Source organism: Pseudomonas pisciculturae (genome assembly GCF_015461805.1).
In the GTDB taxonomy this organism is placed as follows: Bacteria; Pseudomonadota; Gammaproteobacteria; order Pseudomonadales; family Pseudomonadaceae; genus Aquipseudomonas; species Aquipseudomonas pisciculturae.
The window spans coordinates 1-26,770 of sequence record NZ_JACVZE010000011.1 but is presented as its reverse complement, the minus strand read 5'-3'; the positions used below and the strand labels follow the sequence as shown (position 1 = coordinate 26,770).

Here is a 26,770-nt window from a genome sequence, read left to right as displayed (position 1 = left end):
CAGCATATAAAGCCCCGCTACCCCTGCAAATATGCAGAAAGTAGCGCTGGGGCAGTACCAAGGTAGTAGCTCGCTGCGTGCGATTGGGTCTTAGCATGGAGCCTCAATAGGCTGTTCGGGGGTGGGACATGTCGGCGCTGTGGCGGATCAACCTGTGGGTCTGCGGCTTCTTCGCCCTGGTGACCTGCGCCTGCACGGCGCTGCTGATGCACCAGGCCCTGGCGGATGTGGAACGCGAACTGCAATCGGCCGAAGCGGTGGTGCATTACCTCAGCGAAACCGCCGAGCGTGACCCGGCCAGCCTGCAACCGCGCCTCACCGCCAGCCTGCGCCATGTGCGCGTGCATTGGCTGGCCCCCGGCGAAACCGCGCAAGCGCCGCAGCAGGACGGCCTCGACGCGTGGCTAGGGCGCCTGCTATTTGCCCAGGCGCGTCACAGTGCCCAAGTGCTTGACTTGGCCGATGGCCGCCGCGTGTCCATCGCCGTTGACCCGCGTGATGAGATCGATGAAGTCTGGGACTCCCTGCAACAACTGCTGGGCCTCTGTGCCCTGGCGCTGGCCCTGAGCTTGCTGACCATCCGCTGGGCCGTGCGCCGGGGCATGGGCGTTCTGGACGAACTGCTGCTGGCCCTGCAACAGGTGTGCAGCGGCCGCCTCAATGTGCGTCTGCGCAGTGCCGATGTGCCGGAAGCCCAGCAATTGGCGCTGCATTTCAACCGCATGACCGCTGCCCTCGAACAGGCCCGCACCGACAACACCCGGCTGACCCAAACCCTGCTGGCGGTGCAGGAGCAAGAGCGCACCCACCTGGCCCAGACCCTGCACGACGACCTTGGCCAATACCTCGCGGGGATTCGCGCCCAAGTGTGCCTGCTGCCGCTGATCGCTCATCAACCCGACACACTGGCGCGCACCGTGGGCCTGTTGGAAGAACACTGCGAACACTTGCAGCAGGGCTTTCGTGTGCTGGTCCACGACCTGTACCCGGTGGCCCTGCAACACCTGCCGATGTCCGAAGCCTTCGCCATGCTGGTAGCGCAATGGCGCGCCAGCCATGGCATCGACTGCCAACTCCAGGTCAGCGCAGCAATGCCGCCGTTGTCCCCGGCCAACAAGACCCACCTGTATCGCTTGCTCCAGGAAGCCCTGACCAACATCGTGCGCCACGCCGACGCCAGCCAGGTACGCGTACGCCTGCAACATCGCGGCTCGCGTCTGCGCCTGTGGGTGCGCGACAACGGCCACGGCGCCCAACAACCCCAGCGCCCCGGCGTGGGCCTGTACTCAATGTACGAACGCGCCCGCTGTCTGGGCGGCGAATTGACCATCATCAGCCACCCCGGCAGAGGCTGGGCGCTGGCGTTGAACATGCCTGTGGAGGCCCTATGAATATTCTGTTGGTGGACGACCACGCCGTGGTGCGCCAGGGCTACGCCAGCCTGCTGCGCGCGCTGCTACCGGCGATTGAAGTGCGCGAAGCCGCCAGCGGCGAAGAAGCCCTGGCCCGCGTGCAAGAAGCGGTGCCCAACCTGGTAATCATGGACTTCGGCCTGCCCGGCATCAGCGGCCTGGAAACCACCCGCCGCCTGCGCCAACGCTTGCCCCAACTGCGGGTATTGTTTTTCAGCATGCACGACGAACTGCCCCTGGTGCGCCAGGCCCTCGACGCCGGCGCCTCAGGCTACCTGACCAAAAGCTCCGCGCCCCAGGTGCTGATCGAAGCCGTACGGCGCATCCTCGACGGCCACGCCTACATCGAACAACCCCTGGCCACCCAACTGGCCTGCCAACCCACCGACCCCCGCCTGCACAGCATGACCCCGCGAGAAATGGAGATCTTCCTGATGCTCGCCAAAGGCACCCCGGCCAGGCAGATTGCTGAGCAGTTGAGTATCAGCAGCAAGACCGTGTCCAACCACCTGACTTTGCTCAAGAGCAAGTTGCAGGTGAGTTCCCATGCGGAATTGGTGCATGTGGGGATTGATATGGGGGTGGTGCGGGTGGCGGGGTGATAGTGCGGTTTCAGACAACCTCTTTAGGACTGAGACGGTAATTGGGGCACTTACTAGATGGGGGCGGGGTTGTTGTGCTTTATTGGATTTCATGTTCTGAAGTCACTATTTTATGAACAAGACCATACTCCACGGATTCTTGAGCGCTTAACCAAAAGTCACGCTCGGTATTGAGTTCGATCGTTTCGATGGGTTGGCCTGTAGCGTCAGAAAATATTTTGTTTAGGCGTTCCTTCATCCAGTTGATTTCTTTTGAATAAGCATCAAAGTCTTCCGCTCTTCCATGGAAACCGCCAGAGGGTTGATGAAGAAGGAATCGTGTATTAGGCAGGGAATATCTGTTTTCTTTTTCAGCAGCTACAAAAATTAGCGCGCCAGCACTCGCGACCCATCCAGATCCTATTGTAATAATTTTGGGCTTAACAAATTTTATCGCGTCATAAATCATGTCTCCCGATTCCACATGTCCGCCCGGTGAGCTTATAAAGATAACTATGGGGTCGTTGTTTATATACGCAAGCGCGTGAAGCTGTCTTATGACTTCGCGGGCAAGCATATGATTGATCTCGCCGGTTATAAATATTTTCCTTGAAGCAATTAAGCTGTCCTCTATTTTTGAGGATGTATTGCCTGCAAGGTATTGGCTTTGTTCATTATTTTCACAGCTTGTTTTTATAGTCATGGAAGATGGCCTCGAGTGACTTAGTTAATTGCATTTTCATTGCGCATAACGTATCTCCTGTGTTTCTTTGTTTGGGTTGTGCTGTGCTGTCAATTTATAATCGCAATCTCCCTGTCGGTCAAAGAGCTTTGATGTTTTCCGAAAATTCCTAGGAGTTTTATATTTTTGAAGGATGCTTCCTACTTCTGCCGAATTTTCCTACCTGTGGGGCGGAAATGGCATTCATACTATTCTTGCACTTAGTTTGGATTAGGATGGTTTCGGCTTATAGCATCGTTTTATTCACTTAAGAGCAAGTCGCAGGTCAGCTCCCATGTCGAGTAAGTGCATGTGGGGATTGATACGGGGTGGCGGGGTAACAGGACAAACGCCGCTCTTCCCATAATTGCTCTCCATTTTCTGATAGATCTTGATCTGCGCTGGCTCTGGCTCTGGCTCTGGCTCTGGCTCTGGCTCTGGCTCTGGCTCTGGCTCTGGCTCTGGCTCTGGCTTTTGATTTGGCTTTTGATCTTGATCTTAGGCGCCCCGTTAACCACGCTGGCCGAACGCAGGCTTGAATCCGTGGGCAACCCGGCAGGACGCCGGGTTAGCCGCACTGGGCCATGGATGGCCCATTGCGGCGGCCCACGGATTCAAGCCGGAGTGAGGGCATGTCGAGCCTAGGCGAGACACCGAGTGGTGGGGCAAGAGCCCTTTGGTTACTTTGGGGCTCTTTTCCAAAGTGACCCGCCGTAAGGGCGGAACCCATAGCCGCCGTTACCCAAATAACGGATATGCACACCGAAAAACCGCCATCGGGAGCAAGCCCCCTCCCACATTTGGCCCGAGTACACCCGGTAAAACCCGCTCGACTGCCAGGCCGTCACGGGAGCAAGCTCCCTCGCCACAGGCCCTGCGCAATGCTCAAATGGCTGTCTGGTCATCACCATGGATATGCGGTGTTTTCAGCGATCCCACGTCGTCGGACAATCCTTACACCCCTCCATATTCGCATCCTGAAAATTCGCATAATGCTGCCTGCTGCCCGTCAGCGTGGCCTTTTCCAGGTTGCTTTCACCGAACTTGGCTTCTTGCAGATTTGCATCACTCAAATCTGCCCCTTGCAGGTCCGCCTTGCTCAACCAGGTCATTTCCAGGTCCGCAGCACGGAGATTGACCTTGTGCATCTTCGCCCCCGACAGCCGCGCAAATTGCAGGTACGCAGCGCTGAGGTTGGCGTTTTCAAATTGTGCGCCCTGGGCAAACAGGCCCCAGCCTTGTACGGCCATCAGGTTTGCATTCGTGAAGTCCGCTAGCCGCAGGTTGGCTTGTTGCAGGCTGGCGCGGGTGAGGTTGGCGCCTTGCAGTTGGGCTTTTTCCAGGTTGGCCAGGTCCAGGTTGGCGTGGCGCAGGTCGGCATCGCGCAGGTCGGCGCCGGCGAGGTTCATTCCGCTGAGGTTCTGGTTGCGTAGGTTGGCGCCCTTGAGGTTTGCGCCGGGGCATTGGCTGTGTTCGGTGATGGTGCAGCCGTTGATGACGAGGGTGTCGTCGTCGGCATGGGCGAGGGGTAGGGATAGCAGGAGTAATAAAGGCAGGTAGTTCATCGCAAAACCTCTGTGGCGAGGGAGCTTGCTCCCGCTCGACGGCGCAGCCGGCGCAAAACCTGGCTGCACAGTGTTGCTGGAGGAAAAGCGGGGGCCGCTTCGCAGCCCAGCGGGAGCAAGCTCCCTCGCCACAAACGGCAGCCCCCGCATCATCTAATGGTTATTTTTGGGCGGTTTTCTGATCCCAACTCGGGATCTTGAACACCCAGAACGACCCGCCCTGTGCCACCGGCTTGGTCAACTCAGCCATGTCGCCGCCCCACAACGGCACCGCGCCGCCGTAGCCGACGGTGACGCCGATGTACTGCTCGCCATCCTGCTCCCAGGTGATCGGCGGGGAGACGATGCCGCTGCCGGTCTGGAACTTCCACAGCTCCTTGCCGGTTTTGGCGTCGAAGGCCTTGAAGAAACCGTCGCCGGTGCCGGTGAACACCAGGTTGCCCTTGGTCGCCAGCACGCCGGCCCACAGCGGCAGGTGTTCCTTGTGCTCCCACACCACCTTGCCGGTGGTCGGGTTCATCGCCCGTAGGGTGCCGACGTGGTCGTCATACATACGCTTGATGCGGAAACCCATGCCCAGGTACGCCGAGCCTTTTTTGTAGTTGACCTCTTCGGTCCAGTATTCCTCTTTCCACTGGTTGCCCGGGATGTAGAACAGGCCGGTGTCCTGGCTGTAGGCCATAGGGTTCCAGTTCTTGCCCCCGAGGAACGGCGGCGACACTTCCACCGGCTTGCCCTTGGTTTCACCCGGCAACGGCTTGGCCGGGCGCTGGCCTTCGTTCTCCACGGGGCGGCCGGTTTTCAGGTCGATGTGGCTGGCCCAGGTGATGTTGTCGACGAAGGGGAAGGCGTTTTGCAACTTGCCGTTGTTGCGGTCCACTACATAGAAGAAGCCGTTGCGGTCGGCGTGGCCGGTGGCCTTGGTGACCTTGCCGTCTTTGTCCTTGTAGTCGAACAGCACCAGCTCGTTGTTGCCGGAGAAGTCCCAGGCGTCGTTTGGCGTGTGCTGATAGAACCACTTCACTTCGCCGGTGCTGGGGTCGACGCCGACCTGGCCCGAGGTGTAGAGGCTGTCGAAATCGTGGGGGTTGCCGTCCTTGGAGGTGCGCGCCCAGGTGTTCCACGGGCCGGGGTTGCCGGCGCCGACGATGATGGTGTTGGTCTCGGCATCAAAACTTGCGCTCTGCCAAGGCGCGCCGCCGCCGTGGCTCCAGGCCTCGACCTTGCCGGTTTCGGTGGTGGGGTCATCCGGCCACGAAGGGGCTTTGACGTCGCCGGTAGGGGTGCTGTCCTTGCCGTTGAGGCGGCCCATGTGGCCTTCGACGAACGGGCGCATCCACACTTCTTCGCCGGTGTCCGGGTCGCGGGCATACAGCTGGCCGACCACGCCGAACTCATCGCCGGAGCTGCCGTGGATCAACAGCACTTTGCCGCTGACTTTATCTTTGATCAGCACCGGGGCGCCGGTCATGGTGTAGCCGGCGGCGTGGTCGCCGAATTTTTTGTTCCACACCACTTTGCCGGTGTTTTTGTCGAGGGCGATCAGGCGTGCGTCGAGGGTGCCGAAGTAGATCTTGTCGCCGAAGATCGCCGCGCCCCGGTTGACCACGTCGCAGCACGGGCGAATGTTGTCGGGCAGGCGGTGGTTGTAGGTCCACAGGCGTTTGCCGGTCTTCGCATCCAGGGCGAACACGCGGGAGTAGGAGCCGGTGACGTAGACCACGCCGTCGCTGACGATGGCCTGGGATTCCTGGCCGCGTTGTTTCTCGTCGCCGAAGGAATAGGACCAGGCCGGCGTGAGCTTGAACACGTTCTTGTCATTGACCTGGGCCAACGGGCTCCAGCGCTGGGCGTTGGTGCCCATGCCGTATTGCAGCACGTCCTTGGTGGTCAGGTGGTCGTTGGCGATGTCTTCCCAGGTGACGTTGCGAGTTGGCTTGGTAGCAGGCTCGGCGGCGGCAAAGCTTGCCGCACTGAAGGACAGGCTGCCCACCAGCAAAAAGGCTTGCACGGCAAGGCTTAGGGGGGAGCGGGAGGGGAGCGATCTTATTGTCATGGTTTGCAGTTCCCAGTGGAGGTTTTGGCCTGCACAGGGTGGTGCGCCGGGGCGGTGGCTGGATACGGAAAACTTCCCGCTGTTGCCGGGAAGACTTCCCGAACCGCATCTGATTTGGCCCTGCCCCACAAGCCCTACTACCAAGGGAGGAGGGCGCGGCCACCAAAGCAGCATACGGCCCGGCCACGGGGCTTCCTAAGATGGTTGCCATAACCTCGAACCATGGGGTTTGCGTGCAATCTGAGAGGACAAAAATAATGACAACAAAACGCAACGCCTTGCTGGTGGCCGGCCTGCTGATGGGTGCAATCGGTGTGAGTAACGTCTGGGCCCATGGCAACGTGGTGCCCCAAGCGGTGGAGACCAAGGGCCTGACCCCGATCAAGGACGCGGGCGTGCCGCTGGACGCCGATGGGTGGGCAGCCAACAACCCCTATCGCAAGTCCCCCGAGCACGACAAAGCCGTTGAAATCGGTTCCTCCGCGTACAACCAGAACTGCGCCGCGTGCCACGGGCTGGAAGCCAAGTCCGGCGGCATCGCGCCTGACCTGCGCATGCTCGATGAAGGCGACGCCGGGGATGAGTGGTTCGTTGAGCGTGTGCGCCACGGCGCAGTGCGCGACGGTCGGGTCTACATGCCAAAAATGGCCGACTACCTGAGCCAGGAAGCCCTGTGGGCGGTGCGTACGTATCTGGATTCCGTGCGCGTCGAGGAGTAAGCCATGCGCCTGATCAGCCTGGTGTTAAGCCTGGCCTTGCTGTGCTGCCAGGCGGCACAGGCGCAGGTGCGCAGCTATGACCAGATGATCGCCGCCGGTGAGTTGAAGGTGGCGGTGTACAACGATTTTGCCCCCTACAGCTTTGAAGACGGCGGCACCCCGCGCGGGGTGGACGTGGAACTGGCCCAGGCCCTGGCCAAGGCCCTGGGGGTGCAGTTGCAACTGATCTGGGCACCTGCCGGCGAGAAGCTCGACGACGACCTGCGCGACTACATCTGGCGCGGCAGCCAGCTGCATAACCAGCAACTGGCCGACCTGATGATGCGCGCGCCCTACGATCACAAATACACGCAAAAGCGCAACGACCAGGGCGAGCTGGAAAACGGCCATGTGGTGATGTTCGGGCCGTACCAGAACGAACAATGGCAGGTCGCCTATGACCGCCGTCGCCTGGACTCCGTGGCCAGTGTGGCGGTGTTCCAGGAACACCCGATTGGCGTCGAAGTCGACAGCGTGCCCTCGTTCTATCTCACCTCGGTGTTCAACGGCATGCTTGCCGCCAAGACCCGCCACTACCCCAACGTGCCCCAGGCCTTCGCGGCGATGAAAGCCGGGCAGGTCGACGCGGTGATGGCCATGCGCGGCGAAATCGATTGGCAGGTGCATCAGGCCCACGACCCGCAACTGGCCCTGGCGGAAAACGCTTACCCGAACATGGGCCGACAACGTTGGGAGATCGGCATGGCGGTGCACGAAAGCAATCGGCAACTGGCCTATGCGGTGGAAGAGGCGCTGGAAGGCCTGATCCGCGACGGCAGCCTGCAAGCCATCTACAGCCACTACGGCCTGCGCTACGAAGTGCCCGAGATGTACCAATGAACGGGCGCCTGATCTGCCTGCTGGCTTGCCTGTTGCCGTGGACGGTGCAGGCCACCGAGGTAGACCCAGTGCCGTCGGTGATGTGGGCGTTCTATCACAAGCAATTGCTCAATAACGCGCCGTTTGTGTTCGATGATCAGGTCAAGCTGCTGGCGCCACCGTTCGCCGAGGATGCGCGCCAGGTGCCGCTGGAGATCGACGCACGGGCATTCAAGGGCCGTGTGGTGCGCATCTTCGCTTGGGCCGAATTGAACCCGTTGCCGAAAATCGTCGACTTCCAACCCAAGGCTGGGGTGTTGCCGTGGTTGTCGCTGCGCATTCGCATCGAGCAGGCCACGCCGTTGCGGGCGGCGGTGCTCACCGATGACGGCGTGTGGCATGTGGGTTCCACCCTGATCGATGCGGCGGGCGGCGGTTGTACTGCGCCGAGCGTGGTGCGCACCCAGCCGGGCTGGGAAGAGCATATCGGCGAGGTGCTTGGCGGGCGTTACCCCCGTGGCGAGTACAGCCGCGTGCGGGTGCAGGTGGCGCACCCGATGGACAACGGCATGGTCAGCGGCATCCCTGAGTTTTACCTCAACCACGCGCAATTGCTGGGCGACAAAGGCCAGGTGATGGCCGAGCTGGAGCTGTTCCCGGCAGTCAGCGAGAACCCCAACCTGGCCTTTGATATCGAAGGCACCGGGCAAACCCGTCTGGTATTGCGTGACAACAGCGGCAACGAGTTCGACGCAGCCATCCCCTGACCCAAAGGAGCGCGGCATGCGCTGGATACTGTTGTTCTGCCTGGCCCTGAGCCTGCCCGCCGTGGCCGACCTGGACTACGCCCTCAAACCCCGGAAGATCGCCGAGGACACCTGGCTGCTGGAAGGCAGCACCGACAATTTCGCCAAGGCCAACGGCGGCAATATCGTCAATGTGGCCTTTATCGTCACCCAGGCGGGCGTGGTGGTGATCGACACCGGGCCGTCCAAACGCTACGGCGAAGCGCTGCGCCAGGCCATCGCCAGCGTCACCCCCAAACCGGTGATCCAGGTGTTGCTGACCCATCATCACCCCGACCATGCCCTGGGCAACCAAGCGTTCAAGGACGTGCCCATCGGCGCCCTGGCCGACACCACAAAGCTGCTGCATGAGCAGGGCGAAAGCATGGCCGAAAACCTCTATCGCATGGTCGGCGACTGGATGCGCGGCACCGAAGTGGTGCTGCCGACACAGACGCTGGAACCCGGCGTGCGCAGCTTCGGCAACCACGATTTGCGTCTGCTGGCGCTTACCGGGCATACCGGCGCGGACTTGGCGATATTCGACCAGAACACCGGCGTGCTGTTCGCTGGCGACCTGGTGTTTTACCAGCGCGCCTTGACCACGCCCAATAGCCCCGGACTCGCTGCGTGGTTGGCCGACATTGCCACCTTGCAAAACCTGCCCTGGACCCTGGTGGTGCCCGGCCATGGTCCGATTGCCACCGATGCGCAACCCTTCGAACAAATGCGCGACTACCTGACCTGGCTCGATCAACTGTTGCGCGACGGCGCCGCCCACGGCAATGACATGACCGAGATGATCCGCAGCTCCATCCCTGAACGCTTCGCCACGATCAGCCTGAGCCGCTATGAATTGATCCGCAGTGTCAGCCACCTGTACCCGCGCTACGAGCGCGAGCATATGCACCCGCTACTAAGGAACTAGCAAACTCGATACTGCGGTCAATTGTGACAAGCGCCCCTGCGGCCAAGAATCTGCACCAGACCGGGAAAATTTCCCGGGTATAACAAAAACCGCAGAGGTAGCCGTCATGACCCAACCCGCACGTCGCCAACCCTTCGCCTTGAGTGTGTTGCTCGGTGCCATCCTGTTGTCCGGCCAGGCCCTGGCCGCTGTCACCGACCAGGACATTCTCCAGGACCCGAAAAACCCCGAGCAGATCGTCACCAACGGCCTCGGTGTGCAGGGCCAGCGCTACAGCCCGCTGGACACGCTGAACGTGGACAACGTCAAGGAACTGCGCCCGATCTGGGCGTTTTCGTTTGGCGGTGAGAAACAGCGCGGCCAGCAGGCGCAACCGATGGTCAAGGACGGGGTGATGTACCTCACCGGTTCCTACTCGCGGGTGTTCGCAGTGGATGCGCGCACCGGCAAGAAACTCTGGCAATACGACGCGCGCCTGCCCGATGACATCCGCCCGTGCTGTGACGTGATCAACCGTGGCGTGGCGTTGTACGGCGACCTGGTGTTCTTCGGCACCCTCGACGCCAAACTCGTGGCCCTGAACAAAGACACCGGCAAAGTGGTGTGGAGCAAGAAGGTCGCCGACCACAAGGAAGGCTACTCCATCAGCGCCGCGCCCCTGGTGATCAACGGCAAGCTGATCACCGGCGTGGCCGGCGGCGAGTTCGGCGTGGTGGGCAAGATCGAAGCCTACGACCCGAAAAACGGCGACCTGCTGTGGAGTCGTCCGACTGTCGAAGGCCATATGGGCTATGTCTATAAAGACGGCAAGGCGGTGGAAAACGGCATCTCCGGCGGCGAAGCAGGCAAGACCTGGCCGGGCGATTTGTGGAAAACCGGCGGCGCCGCGCCGTGGCTGGGCGGCTACTACGACCCGGAAACCAACCTGCTGCTGTTCGGCACCGGCAACCCGGCACCGTGGAACTCCCACCTGCGCCCTGGCGACAACCTCTATTCCTCCTCGCGCCTGGCGCTGAACCCGGACGACGGCACCATCAAATGGCACTTCCAGAGCACCCCCCACGATGGCTGGGACTTTGACGGCGTGAACGAGCTGATCTCGTTCAACTACACCGAAGGCGGCAAGGAAATCAAAGCGGCAGCCACCGCCGACCGCAACGGGTTCTTCTACGTGCTGGACCGCACCAACGGCAAGTTCATCCGCGGTTTCCCGTTCGTGGACAAAATCACCTGGGCCACCGGCCTGGATAAGAACGGTCGGCCGATCTACAACGAGGCCAGCCGCCCCGGCGCGCCGGGCAGTGAAACCAAGGGCACGTCGGTTTTCGTCGCACCCGCGTTCCTCGGTGCAAAGAACTGGATGCCGATGGCCTACAACCGCGACACTGGGCTGTTCTACGTGCCGTCCAACGAATGGGGCATGGACATCTGGAACGAAGGCATCGCCTATAAAAAAGGCGCGGCATTCCTCGGCGCGGGCTTCACCATCAAACCGTTGAACGAGGACTACATCGGCGTGCTGCGCGCCATCGACCCGAAAACCGGCAAGGAAGTGTGGCGCCACAAAAACTTCGCGCCGCTGTGGGGCGGGGTGCTGACCACCAAGGGCAACCTGGTGTTCACCGGGACGCCGGAAGGTTTCCTGCAAGCGTTCAACGCCAAGACCGGCGAGAAGGTCTGGGAGTTCCAGACCGGCTCCGGCGTGCTCGGCTCGCCGGTGACCTGGGACATGGACGGCGAGCAGTACGTCTCGGTGGTCTCCGGCTGGGGCGGCGCGGTGCCGCTGTGGGGCGGTGAAGTGGCCAAGCGCGTGAAGGACTTCAACCAGGGCGGCATGCTTTGGACCTTCAAGTTGCCCAAGGAGCTGGTGGCCAAGCACTAGTTCTACGACCAAATGACAACAACCCCCCTGCCAACGGCGCATTCGCCCGGCAGCGGGGGCTCTTTACTATCGGGTCATCGCCTGTTGACCGACAGGCCCGGACCCCGACAGAGGCCTCACCATGATCTACGCACAACCCGGCACCCCTGGCGCCGTCGTCAGCTTCAAGGCGCGCTATGGCAATTACATCGGCGGTGAATTTGTCGCGCCCGTCGATGGCAACTACTTCACCAACACCTCGCCGGTCACCGGCGAAGTCATCGCCGAGTTCCCGCGTTCCAGCGCCGCCGATATCGAAAAAGCCCTCGACGCTGCCCATGCTGCTGCCGATGCCTGGGGCAAAACCAGCGCCCAGGACCGTTCCCTGGTGCTGCTGAAAATCGCCGACCGCATCGAGCAGAACCTTGAAGTACTGGCCGTGGCCGAGACCTGGGACAACGGCAAGGCCGTGCGCGAAACCCTTAACGCCGACGTGCCCCTGGCGGCTGACCACTTCCGTTATTTCGCCGGTTGCATCCGCGCCCAGGAAGGCGGCGCCGCCGAAATCAACGAACTGACCGCCGCCTATCACTTCCATGAGCCGCTGGGCGTGGTCGGGCAGATTATCCCGTGGAACTTTCCGCTGCTGATGGCCGCCTGGAAACTCGCGCCTGCATTGGCGGCCGGTAACTGCATCGTGCTCAAGCCGGCTGAGCAGACGCCGCTGTCGATCATGGTGTTTGCCGAGCTGATCAATGATCTGCTGCCGCCGGGCGTGCTCAACATCGTGCAAGGCTTTGGTCGCGAAGCGGGGGAGGCCTTGGCCACCAGCAAGCGCATCGCCAAGATCGCCTTTACCGGCTCCACCCCGGTAGGCGCGCACATCATGCATGCCGCTGCCGAAAACATCATTCCGTCCACCGTGGAGCTGGGCGGCAAGTCGCCGAACATCTTCTTCGAAGACATCATGCAGGCCGAGCCGCAGTTCATCGAAAAGGCTGCCGAAGGCTTGGTATTGGCGTTTTTCAACCAGGGCGAAGTGTGCACCTGCCCGTCGCGGGCGCTGGTGCAGGAGTCGATCTACGACGACTTCATGAAGGTGGTGATGCAGAAGATCGTCAAGATCAAGCGCGGCAACCCGCTGGACACCGAGACCATGGTCGGCGCCCAGGCGTCTGAACAGCAGTTCGACAAGATCCTCTCGTACCTCAAAATCGCCCAGGAAGAGGGCGCGGTGCTGCTCACCGGCGGCGCGGCCGAGCGTTTGGAGGGCGACCTGTCCAGCGGCTATTACATCCAGCCGACCCTGCTCAAGGGCCACAACAAGATGCGCGTGTTCCAGGAAGAAATCTTCGGCCCGGTGGTGGGCGTGACCACCTTCAAGGACGAAGCCGAAGCCCTGGCCATTGCGAACGACAGCGAATTCGGCCTCGGGGCTGGCTTGTGGACCCGCGACATCAACCGTGCGTACCGCATGGGCCGGGCGATCAAGGCGGGCCGGGTGTGGACCAACTGTTATCACCTGTACCCGGCGCATGCGGCGTTTGGTGGGTACAAGAAGTCGGGTGTGGGGCGTGAGAACCACAAGATGATGTTGGATCACTACCAGCAGACCAAGAATTTGCTGGTGAGCTACGACATCAATCCGCTGGGTTTCTTCTAACCCCCCCAGACTTGAAATGCAGTCCATTGTGGGAGGGGGCTTGCTCCCGATTGCAGTGTGTCAGCCACACATGGGTTGGCTGACACACTGCAATCGGGAGCAAGCCCCCTCCCACATTTTGATCTCTGTGTGCCTGAGACTAATGCATACAGCCAACTCCTTCGAAAGTACCATTCACCCCCCCGCACCCCCCATGCATTAATGACCAAACCGGAATCTACCGGCACAACAAGAGGAACGCCCCATGTGGACTAAACCCGCGTTTACCGACCTGCGTATCGGCTTTGAAGTGACCATGTACTTCGCCAGCCGTTGATGCACCCCCCGGCCAGCCGCGCGCTGGCCGGGACCGTTTGGGAGATGCCCCTTTGGTCTGATTGCATTCGCCCTCGGATCGGTTAGTGTGGAGCGCATTCTTCCAAAATAATAAAAACAGGCTTTCCGATGAGCCCAAACCTGAGCCTCCTGCGTAAATTCGTTTCTCCTGAAATCATCTTTGGTGCCGGTTGCCGGCACAACGTCGGCAATTACGCGAAGACCTTTGGTGCACGCAAGGTGCTGGTGGTCAGCGACCCCGGCGTGATCGCCGCCGGTTGGGTCGCCGATGTGGAAGCCAGCCTGCAAGCCATTGGTATCGACTACTGCCTGTACAGCGCCGTCTCGCCCAACCCTCGCGTTGAAGAAGTCATGACCGGTGCTGAGGTGTACCGCGAAAACCACTGTGACGTGATCGTGGCCATTGGCGGCGGCAGCCCCATGGACTGCGGCAAGGCTATTGGCATCGTGGTGGCCCATGGGCGCAGCATCCTTGAGTTCGAAGGGGTGGACACCATTCGCGTGCCCAGCCCGCCGTTGATCCTGATCCCTACCACCGCTGGCACGTCGGCGGATGTGTCGCAGTTCGTGATCATCTCCAACCAGCAGGAACGTATGAAATTCTCCATCGTCAGCAAGGCGGTGGTGCCGGATGTGTCGTTGATCGACCCGGAAACCACCGCCAGCATGGACCCGTTCCTGTCGGCCTGTACCGGTATCGATGCGCTGGTGCATGCCATTGAGGCGTTTGTCTCCACCGGCCATGGCCCGCTGACCGACCCCCATGCGTTGGAGGCCATGCGGCTGATCAACGGCAACCTGGTGCAGATGATCGCCAACCCCACCGACATTGCCCTGCGCGAGAAGATCATGCTGGGCAGCATGCAGGCCGGGTTGGCGTTTTCCAATGCGATCCTGGGTGCGGTGCACGCGATGTCCCACAGCCTTGGCGGCTTTCTCGACTTGCCCCACGGCTTGTGCAACGCGGTGCTGGTGGAGCATGTGGTGGCGTTCAACTACAACTCGGCGCCGGAGCGCTTCCAGGTGATTGCCGAGACGTTTGGTATCGACTGTCGCGGCCTGAATCATCGGCAGATCTGCGGGCGCTTGGTGGACCACTTGATCGCGCTCAAACATGCGATCGGCTTTCACGAGACCCTCGGCCTGCACGGCGTGCGCGTGGCGGATATTCCGTTTTTGTCCGAGCATGCGATGGATGACCCGTGCATCCTCACCAACCCTCGGGAGTCGAGCCAGCGTGACGTCGAGGTCGTCTATGGCGAAGCACTCTGACGACCAGCAGCGTGCGCTGTCGGCCCTGTTGGGGCTGGGGGACCAGTCGGCACGCAAAAGCCACTACCCGGAGCTGACCGCACGACTCGATGAGCTGGAGGCCGAGCGCAAGCGTTATATCCGCCTCAACGACGAGCTGGAGCAGCGCGTTGCCGCCCGCACCGATGAATTGCTGGAAGCCAACCTCAACCTGCGCGCCGCCCGCGATGCCGCCGAGGCGGCCAACCGCAGCAAGGATAAATACCTCGCCGCCGCCAGCCATGATCTTCTGCAACCGCTCAACGCTGCACGCCTGTTGATCGCCACGTTGCGCGAGCGACAATTGCCCGAGGTCGAGCAGGTACTGGTGGAGCGTACGCACCAAGCGCTGGAAGGCGCCGAGGATTTGCTCACCGATTTGCTGGATATTTCGCGGCTCGACCAGGCGGCGGTCAAGCCGGACGTGGCCCTGTACCGCCTGGATGAAGTGTTTGCGCCGCTGCTGTCGGAGTTTCAATCGGTGGCCCAGGCGGCTGGGTTGAACCTGCGGGTGCATATGGGACGGTATGCGGTGCGTACCGATTTGCGGTTGTTGACGCGGATTCTGCGTAACTTCTTGAGCAATGCCTGCCGCTACACCGACGAGGGTTGCGTCTTGTTGGGCGCGCGACGTCGGGGCGATTGCCTGCGCCTTGAAGTGTGGGACACCGGGCGCGGGATTGCGGCGGACCGGCTGGAGGCGATCTTTCTGGAGTTCAACCAGCTGGACGTCGGCCGTGCGGCGGACCGCAAGGGCGTGGGGCTGGGGTTGGCGATTGTGGAGCGCATCGCCGAGATCCTTGGCTACCCGATTGCCGTGCGTTCCTGGCCGGGGCGGGGCTCGATGTTCAGCATCGAAGTGCCCCTGAGCGCCGAAATGCCGCTGCCGATCAGTCAACTGCCGGTGCAGCCGACCACTGGCAATCCGTTGCCGGGGCGGCGTTTGCTGGTGATCGACAATGAAACCAGCATCCTTGAAAGCATGAGTGCCCTGCTTGAACAGTGGGGCTGCGAAGTGCTCACGGCCACCGATGAAGCTGGCGCCATGGACGCGTTGCAGGGCAGGGCGCCGGAACTGATTCTGGCGGACTATCACCTGGACCATGGGGTGGTGGGCTGTGAGGTGATCAAGCATTTGCGCGAGCATTTTGCCTGCAAGATCCCGGCGGTGATCATCACGGCCGATCGCACCGACCAGTGCCGCCGCGCGTTGCGCCGCCTGGAAGCACCGTTGCTGAATAAACCGGTCAAGCCCGGGAAGTTGCGGGCGGTGTTGAGCCAGTTGCTCGGCTGAACGTGCCCTGTAAACCCAATCCAATGTGGGAGGGGGCTTGCTCCCGATGGCAGTGTGTCAGTGACTATATCTGTAGCTGACACACCGCCATCGGGAGCAAGCCCCCTCCCACATTCAAGCCGATTGATACTAGTCAACACGTCGCAGACGCTTTTGCCCCATGCTCAAAGCTTGATTTAGAGCCTTGGAGCACCCCCATGAGCGCAGCCTCCTTCAAACTACCCCTGGGCCTGTTCATCGCCGTGCTGATGATGGCCGGCGTGCTGCTGTTGCCGCTGCCCGTCGATTTGCCGGTGGCCGGGCATCGCATGCTGGCGATCCTCGCGTTTGCCGTGGTGGTATGGATCACCGAGGCTGTCTCCTATGAGGCCAGCGCGATCATGATCACCTCCTTGATGGCTTTTTTGCTGGGCACCGCGCCATCGCTGCAAGACCCCACACACCTGATCGGCACCAGCCCGGCCATCAGCATGGCGCTCACGGGGTTCTCCAACCCGGCGTTGGCGCTGGTTGCAGGTGCGTTGTTTATCGCGGCGGCCATGACCCACACCGGGCTGGACCGGCGTATCGCGCTGGTGACCTTGAGCCGGGTCGGCACCAGCACCCGGCGCATTCTGCTGGGGGCGATTGCGGTAACCATCCTGCTCAGCCTGGTGGTGCCCAGCGCCACGGCGCGCAGTGCCTGTGTGGTGCCGATCATGATGGGGGTGATTGCCGCGTTTGGCGTGGACAAACGCTCCAACATCGCCGCAGGGATCATGATTGTGGTGGCCCAGGGCACCAGCATCTGGAACGTCGGCATCCAGACCGCCGCCGCGCAAAACCTGCTGACCGTCGGCTTTATGGACAAGATGCTCGGCCAGCGCGTGTCGTGGATCGACTGGCTGATCGCGGGGGCGCCGTGGGCGCTGATCATGTCGGCGGTATTGTTGTTTTTGGTGCTCAAGCTGCTGCCACCAGAGACCGACAGCATTCCTGGCGGTAAAGAGGCGGTGGCCCAGTCGCTGGTGGACATAGGCCCCATGACCGGGCCGCAGAAACGCTTGCTGACCGTGTCGGTGTTGCTGCTGCTGGCGTGGGCAACAGAAGGGCGCTTGCACAACTTCGATACCACCTCGACCACCTACGCAGGCTTGGTGATCCTGTTGATGCCGGGTATCGGTGTGATGACCTGGAAGGATGTGCAGTCGCGCATTCCGTGGGGCACGGTGATTGTGTTTGGGGTGGGGATCAGTTTGGGCACGGCGCTGCTGACCACTCAGGCCGGGCAATGGCTGGGTTCTGCCGTGGTGGCGCACACCGGGTTGGATCAGGTCGGGCCGTTGGGCGTGTTTGCGATTTTGGGCGCGTTCCTGATCCTGATTCACCTGGGGTTTGCCAGCGCCACGGCGTTGACCTCGGCGTTATTGCCGATTTTGATCGCGGTGTTGCAGACCTTGCCGGGAGAGTTCAGCCGCTTGGGCATGACGATGTTGCTGGGGTTTGTGATGAGCTACGGGTTTATCCTGCCGATCAATGCGCCACAAAATATGGTGTGTTTGGGGACCGGGACGTTCACGGCGCGGCAGTTTGCCAAGGTGGGGATTCTGGTGACGCTGATTGGCTATGGGCTGATGCTGGTGTTTGCCGCCACCTACTGGAGCTGGCTCGGCTGGATCTGACCTGGAATGAGTCGTCTGAATACAAAGGAGATCCCATGTGGGAGGGGGCTTGCCCCCGATAGCGGTGGGTCAGTAACAAATATTCTGACTGACCCACTGCCATCGGGGGCAAGCCCCCTCCCGCATTTGGACTGTGTCCAGCAGAGAAATCATTTGTACCCCCACGATGGCAAGATGAACTCCGCTCAGGTTTACTGTCTCTGAGTACTGGTTTACCTGAGTCATCGAATGAACAAATACACCCCCCGCACCTGGGAACCCCACGAGCGCCCGAACCTGCCCGGTTCGCCGTCGACGCCTTTGCACCCCACGTACAAGCGCTGGCTGTTTGCGATGGTCGGCGTGTTGGTGGCAATCACCGGCGGCCTGGGCAATGCGCTGGTGATCGCCAACCTGCAATACCTGCAAGGCGCACTCGGCGCGACCACTGCCGAAATGGCCTGGCTGCCAGCCGCCTACGTGATGACCAACGTGTGCATGAACCTGCTGCTGGTGAAGTTTCGCCAACAGTTCGGCCTGCGGGCGTTCACCGAGGTGTTCCTGGTGCTGTATGCGCTGGTGACCTTCGGGCATTTGTTCGTCAACGACCTCAGCTCGGCCATTGCGGTGCGGGCGGCCCACGGCATGGTGGGCGCGGCGCTGAGTTCGTTGGGTTTGTACTACATGATCCAGGCATTCCCGGCAAAGTGGCGTTTGAAGGCGCTGGTGTTGGGCTTGGGCACGGCGCAGTTGGCGTTGCCGCTGGCGCGGTTGTTCTCAGAAGATTTGCTGCAAATTGCCGAATGGCGAGGCTTGTACCTGTTTGAACTGGGGATGGCACTGATCTGCCTGGGCTGCGTGTTCCTGCTCAAGTTGCCGCCGGGCGACCGCTTCAAGACCTTTGAAAAACTCGACTTTCTCACCTTCGCGATCCTTGCCACCGGCGTTGCGTTACTGTGCGCGGTGTTGTCCCTGGGCCGTATCGACTGGTGGCTCGAAGCTCCGTGGATCGGCGTAGCCTCGGCCTGTTCCCTGGTGCTGATCATGGCCGGCCTGGCCATCGAGCATAACCGCACCAACCCGATGCTGATGACTCGCTGGCTGGGCAGCGGCGTGATGATTCGCCTAGCGCTGGCGGTGATCCTGATTCGCATGGTGCTGTCGGAGCAGTCCACCGGCGCCGTGGGGTTCATGCAGGTGCTTAATATGAGCTACCAGCAGATGCACACGCTGTATGTGGTGATGCTGGCCGGGGCGATTGCCGGGTTGGTGGTGAGTGCCTTGACTATCAACCCGGCGCACCTGTTGATGCCCTTGGTTATTTCCCTGGCGTTGATGGCCACGGGGTCGGTGATGGACAGCTTTTCCAGCAACCTGACCCGGCCTGAAAACCTGTACATCAGCCAGTTCCTGCTAGGCTTCGGCGGTACGTTCTTCCTGGGGCCGACCATGGTGTTGGGCACCAAGAACGTGCTGGCCAACCCACGCAACCTGGTGAGTTTTTCGGTGATGTTCGGCATCTGCCAGAACCTCGGCGGCCTGATTGGCGCCGCGCTTCTGGGCACGTTCCAGATCGTGCGGGAGAAGTTTCATTCCAGCATGATCGTCGAACACCTGACCTTGCTCGACCCGCGTGTGGCGGCGCGGGTGAGCAGTGGCGGCTCGGCCTACGGTGGCGTTATCGCCGACCCCGAGCTGCGCAACTTGATGGGCATTCGCAGCCTGGCCACGGCGGCCACCCGTGAGGCGAATGTCATGGCCTACAACGATGTATTCATGCTGATCGCGATCATCGCGATGCTGACCATGATCTGGATCTTTATCCGCAGTCTGTGGCTGATGAGCACCACCAAAGCAGCAGCCACTCCCGTTCAACCCAGCGGCGCACCTCAATGACCGAACCTTCAACCACCACCACCACCGCCATCGCCTCCACCCCCGAAGGCAGCACTCCGCCGGGCGCCGTGCCAACCGAGCTGCGGCCCTTGCGGGTGCGGATTATCTCGTCCCTGGGCTTTGCCGCGATCGCCATCGTCGGTGTGCTGATCGTGCTGTATGCCTGGCAACTGCCGCCCTTCAGCAGTGCGGTAGAAACCACTGAAAACGCGTTGGTTCGCGGGCAGGTCACGATCATCGGGCCGCAACTGGCGGGCTACGTGTTTGAAGTGCCGGTGCAGGACTTCCAATACGTGAAGGCCGGCGACCTGTTGGTGCGCCTTGATGACCGTATCTACAAGCAGCGCCTGGACCAAGCCCTGGCGCAACTGGCTGTGCAGAAGGCGTCATTGGCCAATGTGGTGCAACAGCGCAACAGTGCCGAAGCCACCATCAAGCTGCGTCAGGCGGCATTGGCGGACAGCCAGGCCCAGGCGCGTAAAAGCCTGGCCGACTTACGCCGCAACGAAGAGCTGATCAGCGATGGGTCGGTGTCCAAGCGCGAGCTGGACGTGACCCGGGCGGCGAATGCGCAGACTATCGCTGCGGTAGCTCAGGCCCAGGCCAGCCTGGAAATCGCCCGTCAGGATTTGCAAACGGTGATCGTCAACCGTGGCTCCCTGGAAGCGGCGGTGGCGAGTGCCGATGCGGCGGTGGAACTGGCGCGTATTGACCTCTCCAACACCCGCATCACCGCGCCCCGCGACGGCCAGTTGGGGCAGATTGGTGTGCGCCTGGGGGCCTACGTCAACTCCGGCGCGCAGTTGATGGCACTGGTGCCGCCGCAGCTTTGGGTGATCGCCAATATGAAGGAAACCCAGATGGATAACGTGCAGGTGGGGCAGCCGGTGACGTTCACTGTGGATGCGCTGAACCACCGCAAGTTTCACGGCACGGTGCAGCATATTTCGCCGGCCACCGGGTCGGAGTTCAGCTTGTTGCAGGCGGACAACGCCACGGGCAACTTTGTGAAAATTGCCCAGCGGGTGCCGGTGCGGATTACGGTGGACCCGGATCAGGCCGAGAGCGAGCGTTTGCGGCCGGGGTTGTCGGTGGTGGTGAGTATTGATACCGCAGGGCGCCTTAAAAACAGCCCGCCCTGACACTGACACAACAGTGATCAAAAATGTGGGAGCTGGCTTGCCTGCGATAGCTATGTGTCAGTTGATGCATCTTTTACTGATGTACCGCTATCGCAGGCAAGCCAGCTCCCACATTTGGAAGGTATTTCAAAGTAAATTCGAGGTGGGCTGACTGGCCCTGCTCCAGCAATCTCAACCCCGGTCTTGCTGGAAGATGATGCGCATTCACCGGATGACTCACCGGCTCAACACAAAAGAACCCCAACCCCGGCGGGCAGAACAACAGGAAGTAATCCGCGCCGCTGGCCTGGCATTCCAGCGTGTATCCCAACTCCGGTTGTTCGATCAGACAGTGCCCATCCCACTGGCAAAACCCATTGTCCACCAAGCCTTCCGGCAACGGTTTGAGCTGCTCGAAATTCCACTCATCCGGCACAGGCACCCTGCCGGTGGGCAGCTTGGACGCATCGCTCAGCCACACCTCAGACGCCTTGGCTTGTAAGCGGGTGCCGGCTGTACGTGGGAAATAGGGGTGCAAACCCAACCCATGCCAGGCGGGCTTTTCTGCCAGATGGGTAACCCGCAAGGTGATGCTCAGCTCACCGTTATCCAACCTGAATCGTTGCTCGGCACGATAGGAAAACGGGGTATCACACACCACCTCAAGCACCACTTCATTCGCCGATTGGCTGACCACGTGCCATGCCTGTTGCCAGGCCGAGCCGTGGATCGGCAATGGATCGGTCAGGCTATTAGGCGCCAACGCCAGCCAGCCGTCGGGGTTGTCGAAACCGCCTTCGCCGATCCGGTTGGACCAGGGGGCCAGCGGATAGCACCCCAGTTTCCCGGGGAGCTGGGCGTGTTCATCGTTATGGCGCAACAGCGGTTGGCCGGTGGCGAGGACGTGCCAGTTGGCGATGCTGCCACCCACGGCGGGGGCGAGGGTTAGGTGGGTGAGGTGATCGCGCAGTTCAATGAGGTCTGAAGGCATGGTGTCCCGCCATATGAATTAGAACAAACACAGAAGATCAAAATGTGGGAGGGGGCTTGCTCCCGATTGCAGTGTGTCAGTCAATACATACTTCACTGACACACCGCAATCGGGAGCAAGCCCCCTCCCACAGTGGATCTACATTTGCCGGATGAAGTGGGTTTACAGGACCACACCCGGTAGCCACAGCGACAATGCCGGAATATAAGTCACCGCCATCAACACCAGAAACAGCACCCCATAAAACGGCAGCAACGCCTTCACGGTCTTCTCGATACTCACCTTGCCCACCGCCGCGCCCACGAACAGCACCGCGCCCACAGGCGGGGTAATCAACCCGATCCCCAGGTTCACCAGCATGATCATGCCAAAGTGCACCGGGTCGACGCCGATACCCAGCACCACCGGCAACAAAATCGGCGTCAGGATCAAGATCAGCGGCGCCATGTCCATCACCGTGCCCAGCAGCAGCAACATGGCGTTGATGCACATCAGAATCACGTAGCGGTTGTCTGACAGCGTCAGGAACATCGTGGTGATCTTCGCCGGGATCTGCATCAAGGTCATGATGTAGCCAAAGCTGGCGGCAAAAGCGATCAGGATCATCACGATGGAAATGGTGCGCACCGTGCGGTGCATCAGCTTGGGCAGCTCACTCCATTTGTAGTCGCGGTAGATGAACATGGTCACAAAGAACGCCCACAGCACCGCAATCGCAGCAGACTCGGTAGCCGTGAAGATGCCCGACAGGATGCCGCCGAGGATGATCACCATGGCCATCAGGCCCCAGAGCGCGTCGGCGCAGATTTTCAGCGCCTGCTTGAGGGGAATGACTTCGCCCTTGGGGTAGTCGCGCTTTTTCGCGAAGATCAGGCACAGCACCATCAGGCACGCGCTCATCAGCAAGCCCGGCACCACGCCGGCCATGAACAGCGAGGCGATGGACACAGTGCCGCCGGCTGCCAGGGAGTAGAGCACCGAGTTATGGCTGGGCGGGGTCAGCAGCGCCTGTACCGAGCCACTGATGGTCACCGCCGTGGCGAATTCCCGTGGGTAGCCGCGTCGTTCCATTTCCGGGATCAGCACCGAGCCCACCGAGGCCGTGTCGGCCACCGAGGAGCCAGAGATTGCGCCAAAGAACGTCGAGGCCATGATGTTGACCAGCGACAGCCCGCCGCGCACAAAACCCACCAGCACCCCGGCAAACGCCACCAACCGCCGCGACATGCCGCCCTCGGCCATGATTGCCCCGGCCAATACAAAGAACGGTATCGCCATCAGCGAAAACTTGTTCACCCCGCCGGCCACCTGAATCATCAGGGCCTGGAACGGAATGTCGATCCACCACGCGCCAATCAGCGCCGACAAGCCCAGGGCGTAGGCCACCGGCATGCCAATAAGGATCAAGGCGATAAAGCTGCCCAACAGAATCAATGCGTCCATATCAGGCAGCCCCTTCGCTTTCTTCAACCAGGTCGAAACGCACCACGCGGCGTTGGCTTTGGTCGCCGAGCAAGAGTTTTTCCAGCACGAATACCAGGGTCAACAGCCCGCCAATCGGGATCGGCATATAAGTAATGCCGACGCGCAGGGTGGGGATGGCGCTCATGAACTGGTTCCAGGTGGACAGGCACAATTTGCTGCCCCAGATGGTCATGAATAGGCAGATGGTCGCCATCAACAGTTGGGAGAAAACCCCGACGATGCGCCGTTGTTGGGGGGGCAACCGGTCGGTGATCATTGCCACCGACATATGCGCACCGGCGCGGTAGCTGGCGGCGGCGCCGATAAAGGTGAACACCAGCATCAGCAAAATAGCGGTGGGTTCCGGCCAGCTGGAGCCGGTGCCGAGGATGTAGCGGGCGAAGATGCCCCAGGGGATGATCAGCGCGACTCCCAATACCGAGAGGCCGGCGACCCAGATGCAGGTCATGTAAATGCGGTCGTTGATGCGCAGCACTAAATTCTTCATGGCGTTCACCGTAACCGGGCGCGGCGCTCTACAAGAACAGCCGACCGCGCCGGGCCTTGCTAGGGAAGGAGGGCGTTACTGAACGGCGTCGATGCGCTGGATGATGTCGGCGTACGCCGCACCGTATTTGGCGCGAACCGGCGCGGTGGCGTCATAGAAGGGTTTTTTGTCGACGGTGATGAACTCCACACCCGCAGCTTTCAACTTGGCTTCGCTGCTGGCGGACTTGGCATCCCACAGCACACGCTCGTCAGCCTGGGCGGCCTTGGCGGCGTTTTTCACCATGACTTGCTGCGCAGGGGTGAGTTTGTTCCAGGTGATTTTCGACATCACGATGGGCTCGGGCAAAATCAAATGCTCGGTGAGGGTGTAGTACTTGGCGTTCTGGAAATGGTTGTGTTCCAGCAGGGTCGGCGGGTTGTTTTCAGCGCCGTCGATGACCCCGGTCTGCAAGGCGCTGAAGATCTCGCCGGTGTCCATGGCAATGCCGTTGGCGCCCATTTCATTGAAGGCTTCGATGAACAGCGGGTTGCCCTGCACACGAATCTTCATGCCCTTGAGGTCTTCGATCTTGCGTACCGGTTTTTTGGTGTAGAGGTTGCGCGTGCCGCCGTCCATCCAGGCCAGGGCCACCAGACCGAACTCGGAGTCGGTGATCTTGGCGAGAATCTCGTCGCCGATTTCGCCGTCGATGACCTTGCGCATGTGCGCCTGATCGCGGAACACAAACGGCAGGTTGAACACGTTCACGTCCGGTACTACCGGGCCGACGATGCCGAGGCTGACGCGGGTCATCTGGACGGCGCCGACCTGGGCCTGTTCGACCACCTCTTTCTCCGACCCCAGCACGCCGCCCGGGAAATACTTGAAGGTCAGTTCGCCATTGCTCTCTTTGGTCAGGGCTTTGCCCATGTTTTCTTCGGCAACAACGGTGGGGTAGCCGGCGGGGTGGATGTCGGCGAATTTGATTTCCAGCGCATGGGCTGCGCTGCTGAGGGTGATGAATGCAGCGGCGAGCAAGGTGCGTTTGAAGTCCATGGGGTGCGTCTCCTGTCTTGTTATTTTTGTATTCAAGGCACAGCGATGCAGCTAGACGGTAAAGCGGGGTTCGGGCAGTCCTTGGACGCCGGGGTTGAGGGCGAATACGCCGCCGGAGAGCGACTGGTCACTGTGGTCATCACGAATGGAGGTGACGAACAGGGTGTCCAGCCGACTGCCGCCAAAGGCGCACATGGTGGGCTTTTTCACGGGAACGCTGAGGGAGCGGTCGAGGCGCCCCTCGGGGGTGAAACGGTGGATGAGGCCTGCGTCGTTGGCGCAGATCCAGTAGCAGCCTTCGGCGTCTACCGCTGCGCCGTCGGGGCGACCCAAGTAGTTGTTCATGTCTGCAAATACGCGGCGGTTGGACGGCGTGCCGCTGTCGATGTCGTAGTCGAAGGCCCAGATTTTCTGCACCAGGGGGTGGGAGTCCGAGGCGTACATCGTGCGGCCATCGGGGCTGAAGGCCAGGCCGTTCAGGGTAATGAAACCGCCCAGTTCGGCATGGGGCGCGGTGCCGGATGCATAGCGGTAAAGGGTGCCCTCGGCCGCGTTCAAGCCCATGTTCAGCACCATGCTGCCGGCCCAGAAACGGCCTTGGCGATCACAGCGGCCATCGTTCAAGCGCATGTCGTCGCGTGGGTGCTCGATGCCGGCCAGAAGCGTGGTGTCGAGGCTGCCGTCGTTGTGCGGAGTGAGTTGGAAAAACCCGGTTTCCATGCCCGCGACCCAGTTGCCCGCATCGGTGCGGGCGATACAGGCGAGCATGTGCGGGGCAGTCCAGGCGGCAACATGGCCGCTGGTAGCGCTCCAGCGTTGCAGGCCGCCGTTGGGGATATCCACCCAGTACAGGGCGTTTTCCTCAGGCACCCACACCGGGCATTCGCCCACGGCATTGCGGGCGTCGACGATCAGTTCAGCGTCCATGGTCAGTCCCCGAACGGGCCGGCGGCGCAGAACGCACCGCCCTGGTAGACCTTGGCCGGGTCATCGGCAGCCACTGGCGGCTGGGTTTCTACCTGGGCGCGGAAGACTTCGGAAGTGTCTTTGGGGGAAAAACCCAGATGCGCGGCGTAGCGGTTGTCCCACCAGGTGTCGAGGTTGTCCGACATACCGTAGACCACGGTGTGGCCGACATTGGGGGTGTACAGCGCGCGTTCCAGCAGTTGGGTGAGGTCGTCGAAGCTCAGCCAGGTGTGCATCATTCGGCGGTTGTGTGGTTCGGGGAACGAGGAGCCGATGCGAATGCTCACGGTCTCGATGCCGTAGCGGTCGAAGTAGAAGCTGGCCATGTCTTCGCCGTAGGACTTGGACAAACCGTAGTAGCTGTCGGGGCGGCGCGGGGAGTGGGCGTCGAGTTGCTCGCCCTGTTTATAGAAGCCGATCACGTGGTTGGAGCTGGCGAAGATCACCCGTTTGACGCCATGGCGGCGGGCGGCTTCGTAGATATGGAAAATACCGCTGATATTGGCGCCCAGCACTTCTTCGAAGGAGCGCTCTACCGACACACCGCCAAAGTGCAGGATGGCGTCGACGCCTTCCACCAAGTGGTGCACAGCTTGTTTGTCGGCGAGGTCGCAGGGTTGGACTTCTTCGTGGGCCTGGGCCGGTGCCATGTTGGCGATGTCGGAAAGACGCAGCACCTGGGCGTAGGGGCGCAGGCGCTCACGCAGGACTTTGCCCAGCCCGCCGGCGGCACCGGTGAGGAGTAGGCGGTTGAAGGGAGCAGGGGTGGTGGTGGTCATTGAGATTCCAATTTTTGTTGTAGGTTGTCGTATGACTATGCCGAAGTATTGATATTGATTCCCCAGGTTGTCAACGCCCCTCCAGACAAATGAGATCAACTGTGGGAGGGGGCTTGCCCCCGATTGCGGTGTGTCAGATGCAGATGTATGAACTGACACTCCCTCATCGGGGGCAAGCTGATCTGGTCAAGTAATCTTGGACACCATTTACGGTTTATCCCACCAGTCGCTCGTGAGCGACTGGTGATCGGTAGCCGTTGTAGCTATGCGGCCGAACGGTGTTGTAACGCGATAAGTA

At 61.1% G+C, this 26,770-nt stretch carries 23 protein-coding genes; 14 read left to right on the top strand and 9 right to left on the bottom strand.

All coding sequences use genetic code 11. From position 1 onward, the window contains the following. The first annotated feature begins 128 nt into the window (after positions 1–128). The gene (locus ICY20_RS25270; RefSeq protein WP_194938910.1) at positions 129–1,391 is read left to right on the top strand and encodes a sensor histidine kinase; all 1,263 of its coding nucleotides are present in this window, start codon (positions 129–131) and stop codon (positions 1,389–1,391) included. Next, positions 1,388–2,014, top strand: a complete 627-nt coding sequence (locus tag ICY20_RS25265) for a response regulator transcription factor (protein WP_194938909.1) — start codon at positions 1,388–1,390, stop codon at positions 2,012–2,014. Before ICY20_RS25270 ends, ICY20_RS25265 begins: the two co-directional genes overlap by 4 nt. 79 nt (positions 2,015–2,093) lie before the next feature. On the opposite strand, the gene ICY20_RS25260 is transcribed toward ICY20_RS25265, so the two are convergent. The 3 genes from ICY20_RS25260 to exaA all read right to left on the bottom strand — a co-directional run bounded on the left by ICY20_RS25260 (position 2,094) and on the right by exaA (position 6,335). Beyond that, positions 2,094–2,696 carry an ATP-dependent Clp protease proteolytic subunit gene (locus ICY20_RS25260; protein ID WP_194938908.1) on the bottom strand — a complete coding sequence of 201 codons (603 nt, stop codon included), beginning with the start codon at positions 2,694–2,696 and terminating at the stop codon, positions 2,094–2,096. Between the two features lie 944 nt (positions 2,697–3,640). Further along, entirely contained in the window at positions 3,641–4,279 is a 639-nt protein-coding gene (locus ICY20_RS25255; RefSeq protein WP_159962199.1) for a pentapeptide repeat-containing protein, read from the bottom strand. A 160-nt stretch (positions 4,280–4,439) separates the two neighbouring features. Beyond that, positions 4,440–6,335, bottom strand: a complete 1,896-nt coding sequence (exaA, locus tag ICY20_RS25250) for a quinoprotein ethanol dehydrogenase (protein WP_159962198.1) — start codon at positions 6,333–6,335, stop codon at positions 4,440–4,442. Positions 6,336–6,592: 257 nt separating this feature from the next. Between exaA and pedF the strand changes: the two genes are divergently transcribed. From pedF to ICY20_RS25190, 12 genes are all read left to right on the top strand, one after another. Further along, positions 6,593–7,054 carry a cytochrome c-550 PedF gene (gene pedF, locus ICY20_RS25245; protein WP_159962197.1) on the top strand — a complete coding sequence of 154 codons (462 nt, stop codon included), beginning with the start codon at positions 6,593–6,595 and terminating at the stop codon, positions 7,052–7,054. A 3-nt stretch (positions 7,055–7,057) separates the two neighbouring features. After that, on the top strand, positions 7,058–7,933 hold the full coding sequence (locus ICY20_RS25240) for a substrate-binding periplasmic protein (RefSeq protein WP_194938907.1): 876 nt from the start codon (positions 7,058–7,060) through the stop codon (positions 7,931–7,933). Beyond that, on the top strand, positions 7,930–8,679 hold the full coding sequence (locus ICY20_RS25235; RefSeq protein ID WP_194938906.1) for a quinoprotein dehydrogenase-associated SoxYZ-like carrier: 750 nt from the start codon (positions 7,930–7,932) through the stop codon (positions 8,677–8,679). Before ICY20_RS25240 ends, ICY20_RS25235 begins: the two co-directional genes overlap by 4 nt. A gap of 16 nt (positions 8,680–8,695) precedes the next feature. Beyond that, positions 8,696–9,625 (top strand): quinoprotein relay system zinc metallohydrolase 1, encoded by a 930-nt coding sequence (locus tag ICY20_RS25230; protein WP_194938905.1) that lies wholly within the window; start codon positions 8,696–8,698, stop codon positions 9,623–9,625. A gap of 106 nt (positions 9,626–9,731) precedes the next feature. Continuing rightward, positions 9,732–11,507 carry a PQQ-dependent methanol/ethanol family dehydrogenase gene (locus tag ICY20_RS25225; protein ID WP_194938904.1) on the top strand — a complete coding sequence of 592 codons (1,776 nt, stop codon included), beginning with the start codon at positions 9,732–9,734 and terminating at the stop codon, positions 11,505–11,507. Between the two features lie 121 nt (positions 11,508–11,628). Then, the gene (gene exaC, locus ICY20_RS25220) at positions 11,629–13,149 is read left to right on the top strand and encodes an acetaldehyde dehydrogenase ExaC (RefSeq protein ID WP_159962192.1); all 1,521 of its coding nucleotides are present in this window, start codon (positions 11,629–11,631) and stop codon (positions 13,147–13,149) included. A gap of 244 nt (positions 13,150–13,393) precedes the next feature. Continuing rightward, positions 13,394–13,465, top strand: a complete 72-nt coding sequence (gene pqqA / locus ICY20_RS25215; RefSeq protein WP_010209364.1) for a pyrroloquinoline quinone precursor peptide PqqA — start codon at positions 13,394–13,396, stop codon at positions 13,463–13,465. A 128-nt stretch (positions 13,466–13,593) separates the two neighbouring features. Next, the gene (gene ercA, locus ICY20_RS25210; RefSeq protein WP_194938903.1) at positions 13,594–14,757 is read left to right on the top strand and encodes an alcohol dehydrogenase-like regulatory protein ErcA; all 1,164 of its coding nucleotides are present in this window, start codon (positions 13,594–13,596) and stop codon (positions 14,755–14,757) included. Continuing rightward, positions 14,741–16,069 carry an ATP-binding response regulator gene (locus tag ICY20_RS25205; RefSeq protein WP_159962190.1) on the top strand — a complete coding sequence of 443 codons (1,329 nt, stop codon included), beginning with the start codon at positions 14,741–14,743 and terminating at the stop codon, positions 16,067–16,069. The genes ercA and ICY20_RS25205 overlap by 17 nt, the downstream gene beginning before the upstream one ends. A gap of 197 nt (positions 16,070–16,266) precedes the next feature. Beyond that, a complete protein-coding gene (locus ICY20_RS25200) occupies positions 16,267–17,730 on the top strand; it encodes a DASS family sodium-coupled anion symporter (protein ID WP_159962189.1) in 1,464 nt (487 codons plus the stop codon). Between the two features lie 228 nt (positions 17,731–17,958). Then, positions 17,959–19,605, top strand: coding sequence for an MFS transporter (locus ICY20_RS25195; protein WP_159963444.1), 1,647 nt, complete (start codon positions 17,959–17,961; stop codon positions 19,603–19,605). Continuing rightward, on the top strand, positions 19,602–20,747 hold the full coding sequence (locus ICY20_RS25190; protein ID WP_194938902.1) for an HlyD family secretion protein: 1,146 nt from the start codon (positions 19,602–19,604) through the stop codon (positions 20,745–20,747). Before ICY20_RS25195 ends, ICY20_RS25190 begins: the two co-directional genes overlap by 4 nt. Positions 20,748–20,820: 73 nt before the next feature. On the opposite strand, the gene ICY20_RS25185 is transcribed toward ICY20_RS25190, so the two are convergent. From ICY20_RS25185 to ICY20_RS25160, 6 genes are all read right to left on the bottom strand, one after another. Further along, the gene (locus ICY20_RS25185) at positions 20,821–21,717 is read right to left on the bottom strand and encodes an aldose 1-epimerase (RefSeq protein ID WP_194938901.1); all 897 of its coding nucleotides are present in this window, start codon (positions 21,715–21,717) and stop codon (positions 20,821–20,823) included. 162 nt (positions 21,718–21,879) lie between these two features. After that, positions 21,880–23,160 carry a TRAP transporter large permease gene (locus ICY20_RS25180; protein WP_078743481.1) on the bottom strand — a complete coding sequence of 427 codons (1,281 nt, stop codon included), beginning with the start codon at positions 23,158–23,160 and terminating at the stop codon, positions 21,880–21,882. Between the two features lies 1 nt (position 23,161). Then, entirely contained in the window at positions 23,162–23,689 is a 528-nt protein-coding gene (locus tag ICY20_RS25175) for a TRAP transporter small permease (RefSeq protein ID WP_159963360.1), read from the bottom strand. A 75-nt stretch (positions 23,690–23,764) separates the two neighbouring features. Then, complete coding sequence (locus tag ICY20_RS25170; RefSeq protein WP_194938900.1) at positions 23,765–24,727, bottom strand: TRAP transporter substrate-binding protein; 963 nt, start codon at positions 24,725–24,727, stop codon at positions 23,765–23,767. Positions 24,728–24,778: 51 nt separating this feature from the next. Further along, on the bottom strand, positions 24,779–25,654 hold the full coding sequence (locus ICY20_RS25165) for an SMP-30/gluconolactonase/LRE family protein (protein WP_194938899.1): 876 nt from the start codon (positions 25,652–25,654) through the stop codon (positions 24,779–24,781). Positions 25,655–25,656: 2 nt separating this feature from the next. Next, entirely contained in the window at positions 25,657–26,472 is an 816-nt protein-coding gene (locus tag ICY20_RS25160) for an NAD-dependent epimerase/dehydratase family protein (RefSeq protein ID WP_194938898.1), read from the bottom strand. Between the last annotated feature and the right edge of the window lie 298 nt (positions 26,473–26,770).

Excerpts from the sequence above, each read along its gene's own strand:
- ICY20_RS25270 (WP_194938910.1), top strand. The coding sequence starts at position 129 with ATGTCGGCGCTGTGGCGGATCAACCTGTGGGTCTGCGGCTTCTTCGCC.
- ICY20_RS25265 (WP_194938909.1), top strand. The coding sequence starts at position 1,388 with ATGAATATTCTGTTGGTGGACGACCACGCCGTGGTGCGCCAGGGCTAC.
- ICY20_RS25260 (WP_194938908.1), bottom strand. The coding sequence starts at position 2,696 with ATGACTATAAAAACAAGCTGTGAAAATAATGAACAAAGCCAATACCTT.
- ICY20_RS25255 (WP_159962199.1), bottom strand. The coding sequence starts at position 4,279 with ATGAACTACCTGCCTTTATTACTCCTGCTATCCCTACCCCTCGCCCAT.
- exaA (WP_159962198.1), bottom strand. The coding sequence starts at position 6,335 with ATGACAATAAGATCGCTCCCCTCCCGCTCCCCCCTAAGCCTTGCCGTG.
- pedF (WP_159962197.1), top strand. The coding sequence starts at position 6,593 with ATGACAACAAAACGCAACGCCTTGCTGGTGGCCGGCCTGCTGATGGGT.
- ICY20_RS25240 (WP_194938907.1), top strand. The coding sequence starts at position 7,058 with ATGCGCCTGATCAGCCTGGTGTTAAGCCTGGCCTTGCTGTGCTGCCAG.
- ICY20_RS25235 (WP_194938906.1), top strand. The coding sequence starts at position 7,930 with ATGAACGGGCGCCTGATCTGCCTGCTGGCTTGCCTGTTGCCGTGGACG.
- ICY20_RS25230 (WP_194938905.1), top strand. The coding sequence starts at position 8,696 with ATGCGCTGGATACTGTTGTTCTGCCTGGCCCTGAGCCTGCCCGCCGTG.
- ICY20_RS25225 (WP_194938904.1), top strand. The coding sequence starts at position 9,732 with ATGACCCAACCCGCACGTCGCCAACCCTTCGCCTTGAGTGTGTTGCTC.
- exaC (WP_159962192.1), top strand. The coding sequence starts at position 11,629 with ATGATCTACGCACAACCCGGCACCCCTGGCGCCGTCGTCAGCTTCAAG.
- ercA (WP_194938903.1), top strand. The coding sequence starts at position 13,594 with ATGAGCCCAAACCTGAGCCTCCTGCGTAAATTCGTTTCTCCTGAAATC.
- ICY20_RS25205 (WP_159962190.1), top strand. The coding sequence starts at position 14,741 with ATGGCGAAGCACTCTGACGACCAGCAGCGTGCGCTGTCGGCCCTGTTG.
- ICY20_RS25200 (WP_159962189.1), top strand. The coding sequence starts at position 16,267 with ATGAGCGCAGCCTCCTTCAAACTACCCCTGGGCCTGTTCATCGCCGTG.
- ICY20_RS25195 (WP_159963444.1), top strand. The coding sequence starts at position 17,959 with ATGAACAAATACACCCCCCGCACCTGGGAACCCCACGAGCGCCCGAAC.
- ICY20_RS25190 (WP_194938902.1), top strand. The coding sequence starts at position 19,602 with ATGACCGAACCTTCAACCACCACCACCACCGCCATCGCCTCCACCCCC.
- ICY20_RS25185 (WP_194938901.1), bottom strand. The coding sequence starts at position 21,717 with ATGCCTTCAGACCTCATTGAACTGCGCGATCACCTCACCCACCTAACC.
- ICY20_RS25180 (WP_078743481.1), bottom strand. The coding sequence starts at position 23,160 with ATGGACGCATTGATTCTGTTGGGCAGCTTTATCGCCTTGATCCTTATT.
- ICY20_RS25175 (WP_159963360.1), bottom strand. The coding sequence starts at position 23,689 with ATGAAGAATTTAGTGCTGCGCATCAACGACCGCATTTACATGACCTGC.
- ICY20_RS25170 (WP_194938900.1), bottom strand. The coding sequence starts at position 24,727 with ATGGACTTCAAACGCACCTTGCTCGCCGCTGCATTCATCACCCTCAGC.
- ICY20_RS25165 (WP_194938899.1), bottom strand. The coding sequence starts at position 25,654 with ATGGACGCTGAACTGATCGTCGACGCCCGCAATGCCGTGGGCGAATGC.
- ICY20_RS25160 (WP_194938898.1), bottom strand. The coding sequence starts at position 26,472 with ATGACCACCACCACCCCTGCTCCCTTCAACCGCCTACTCCTCACCGGT.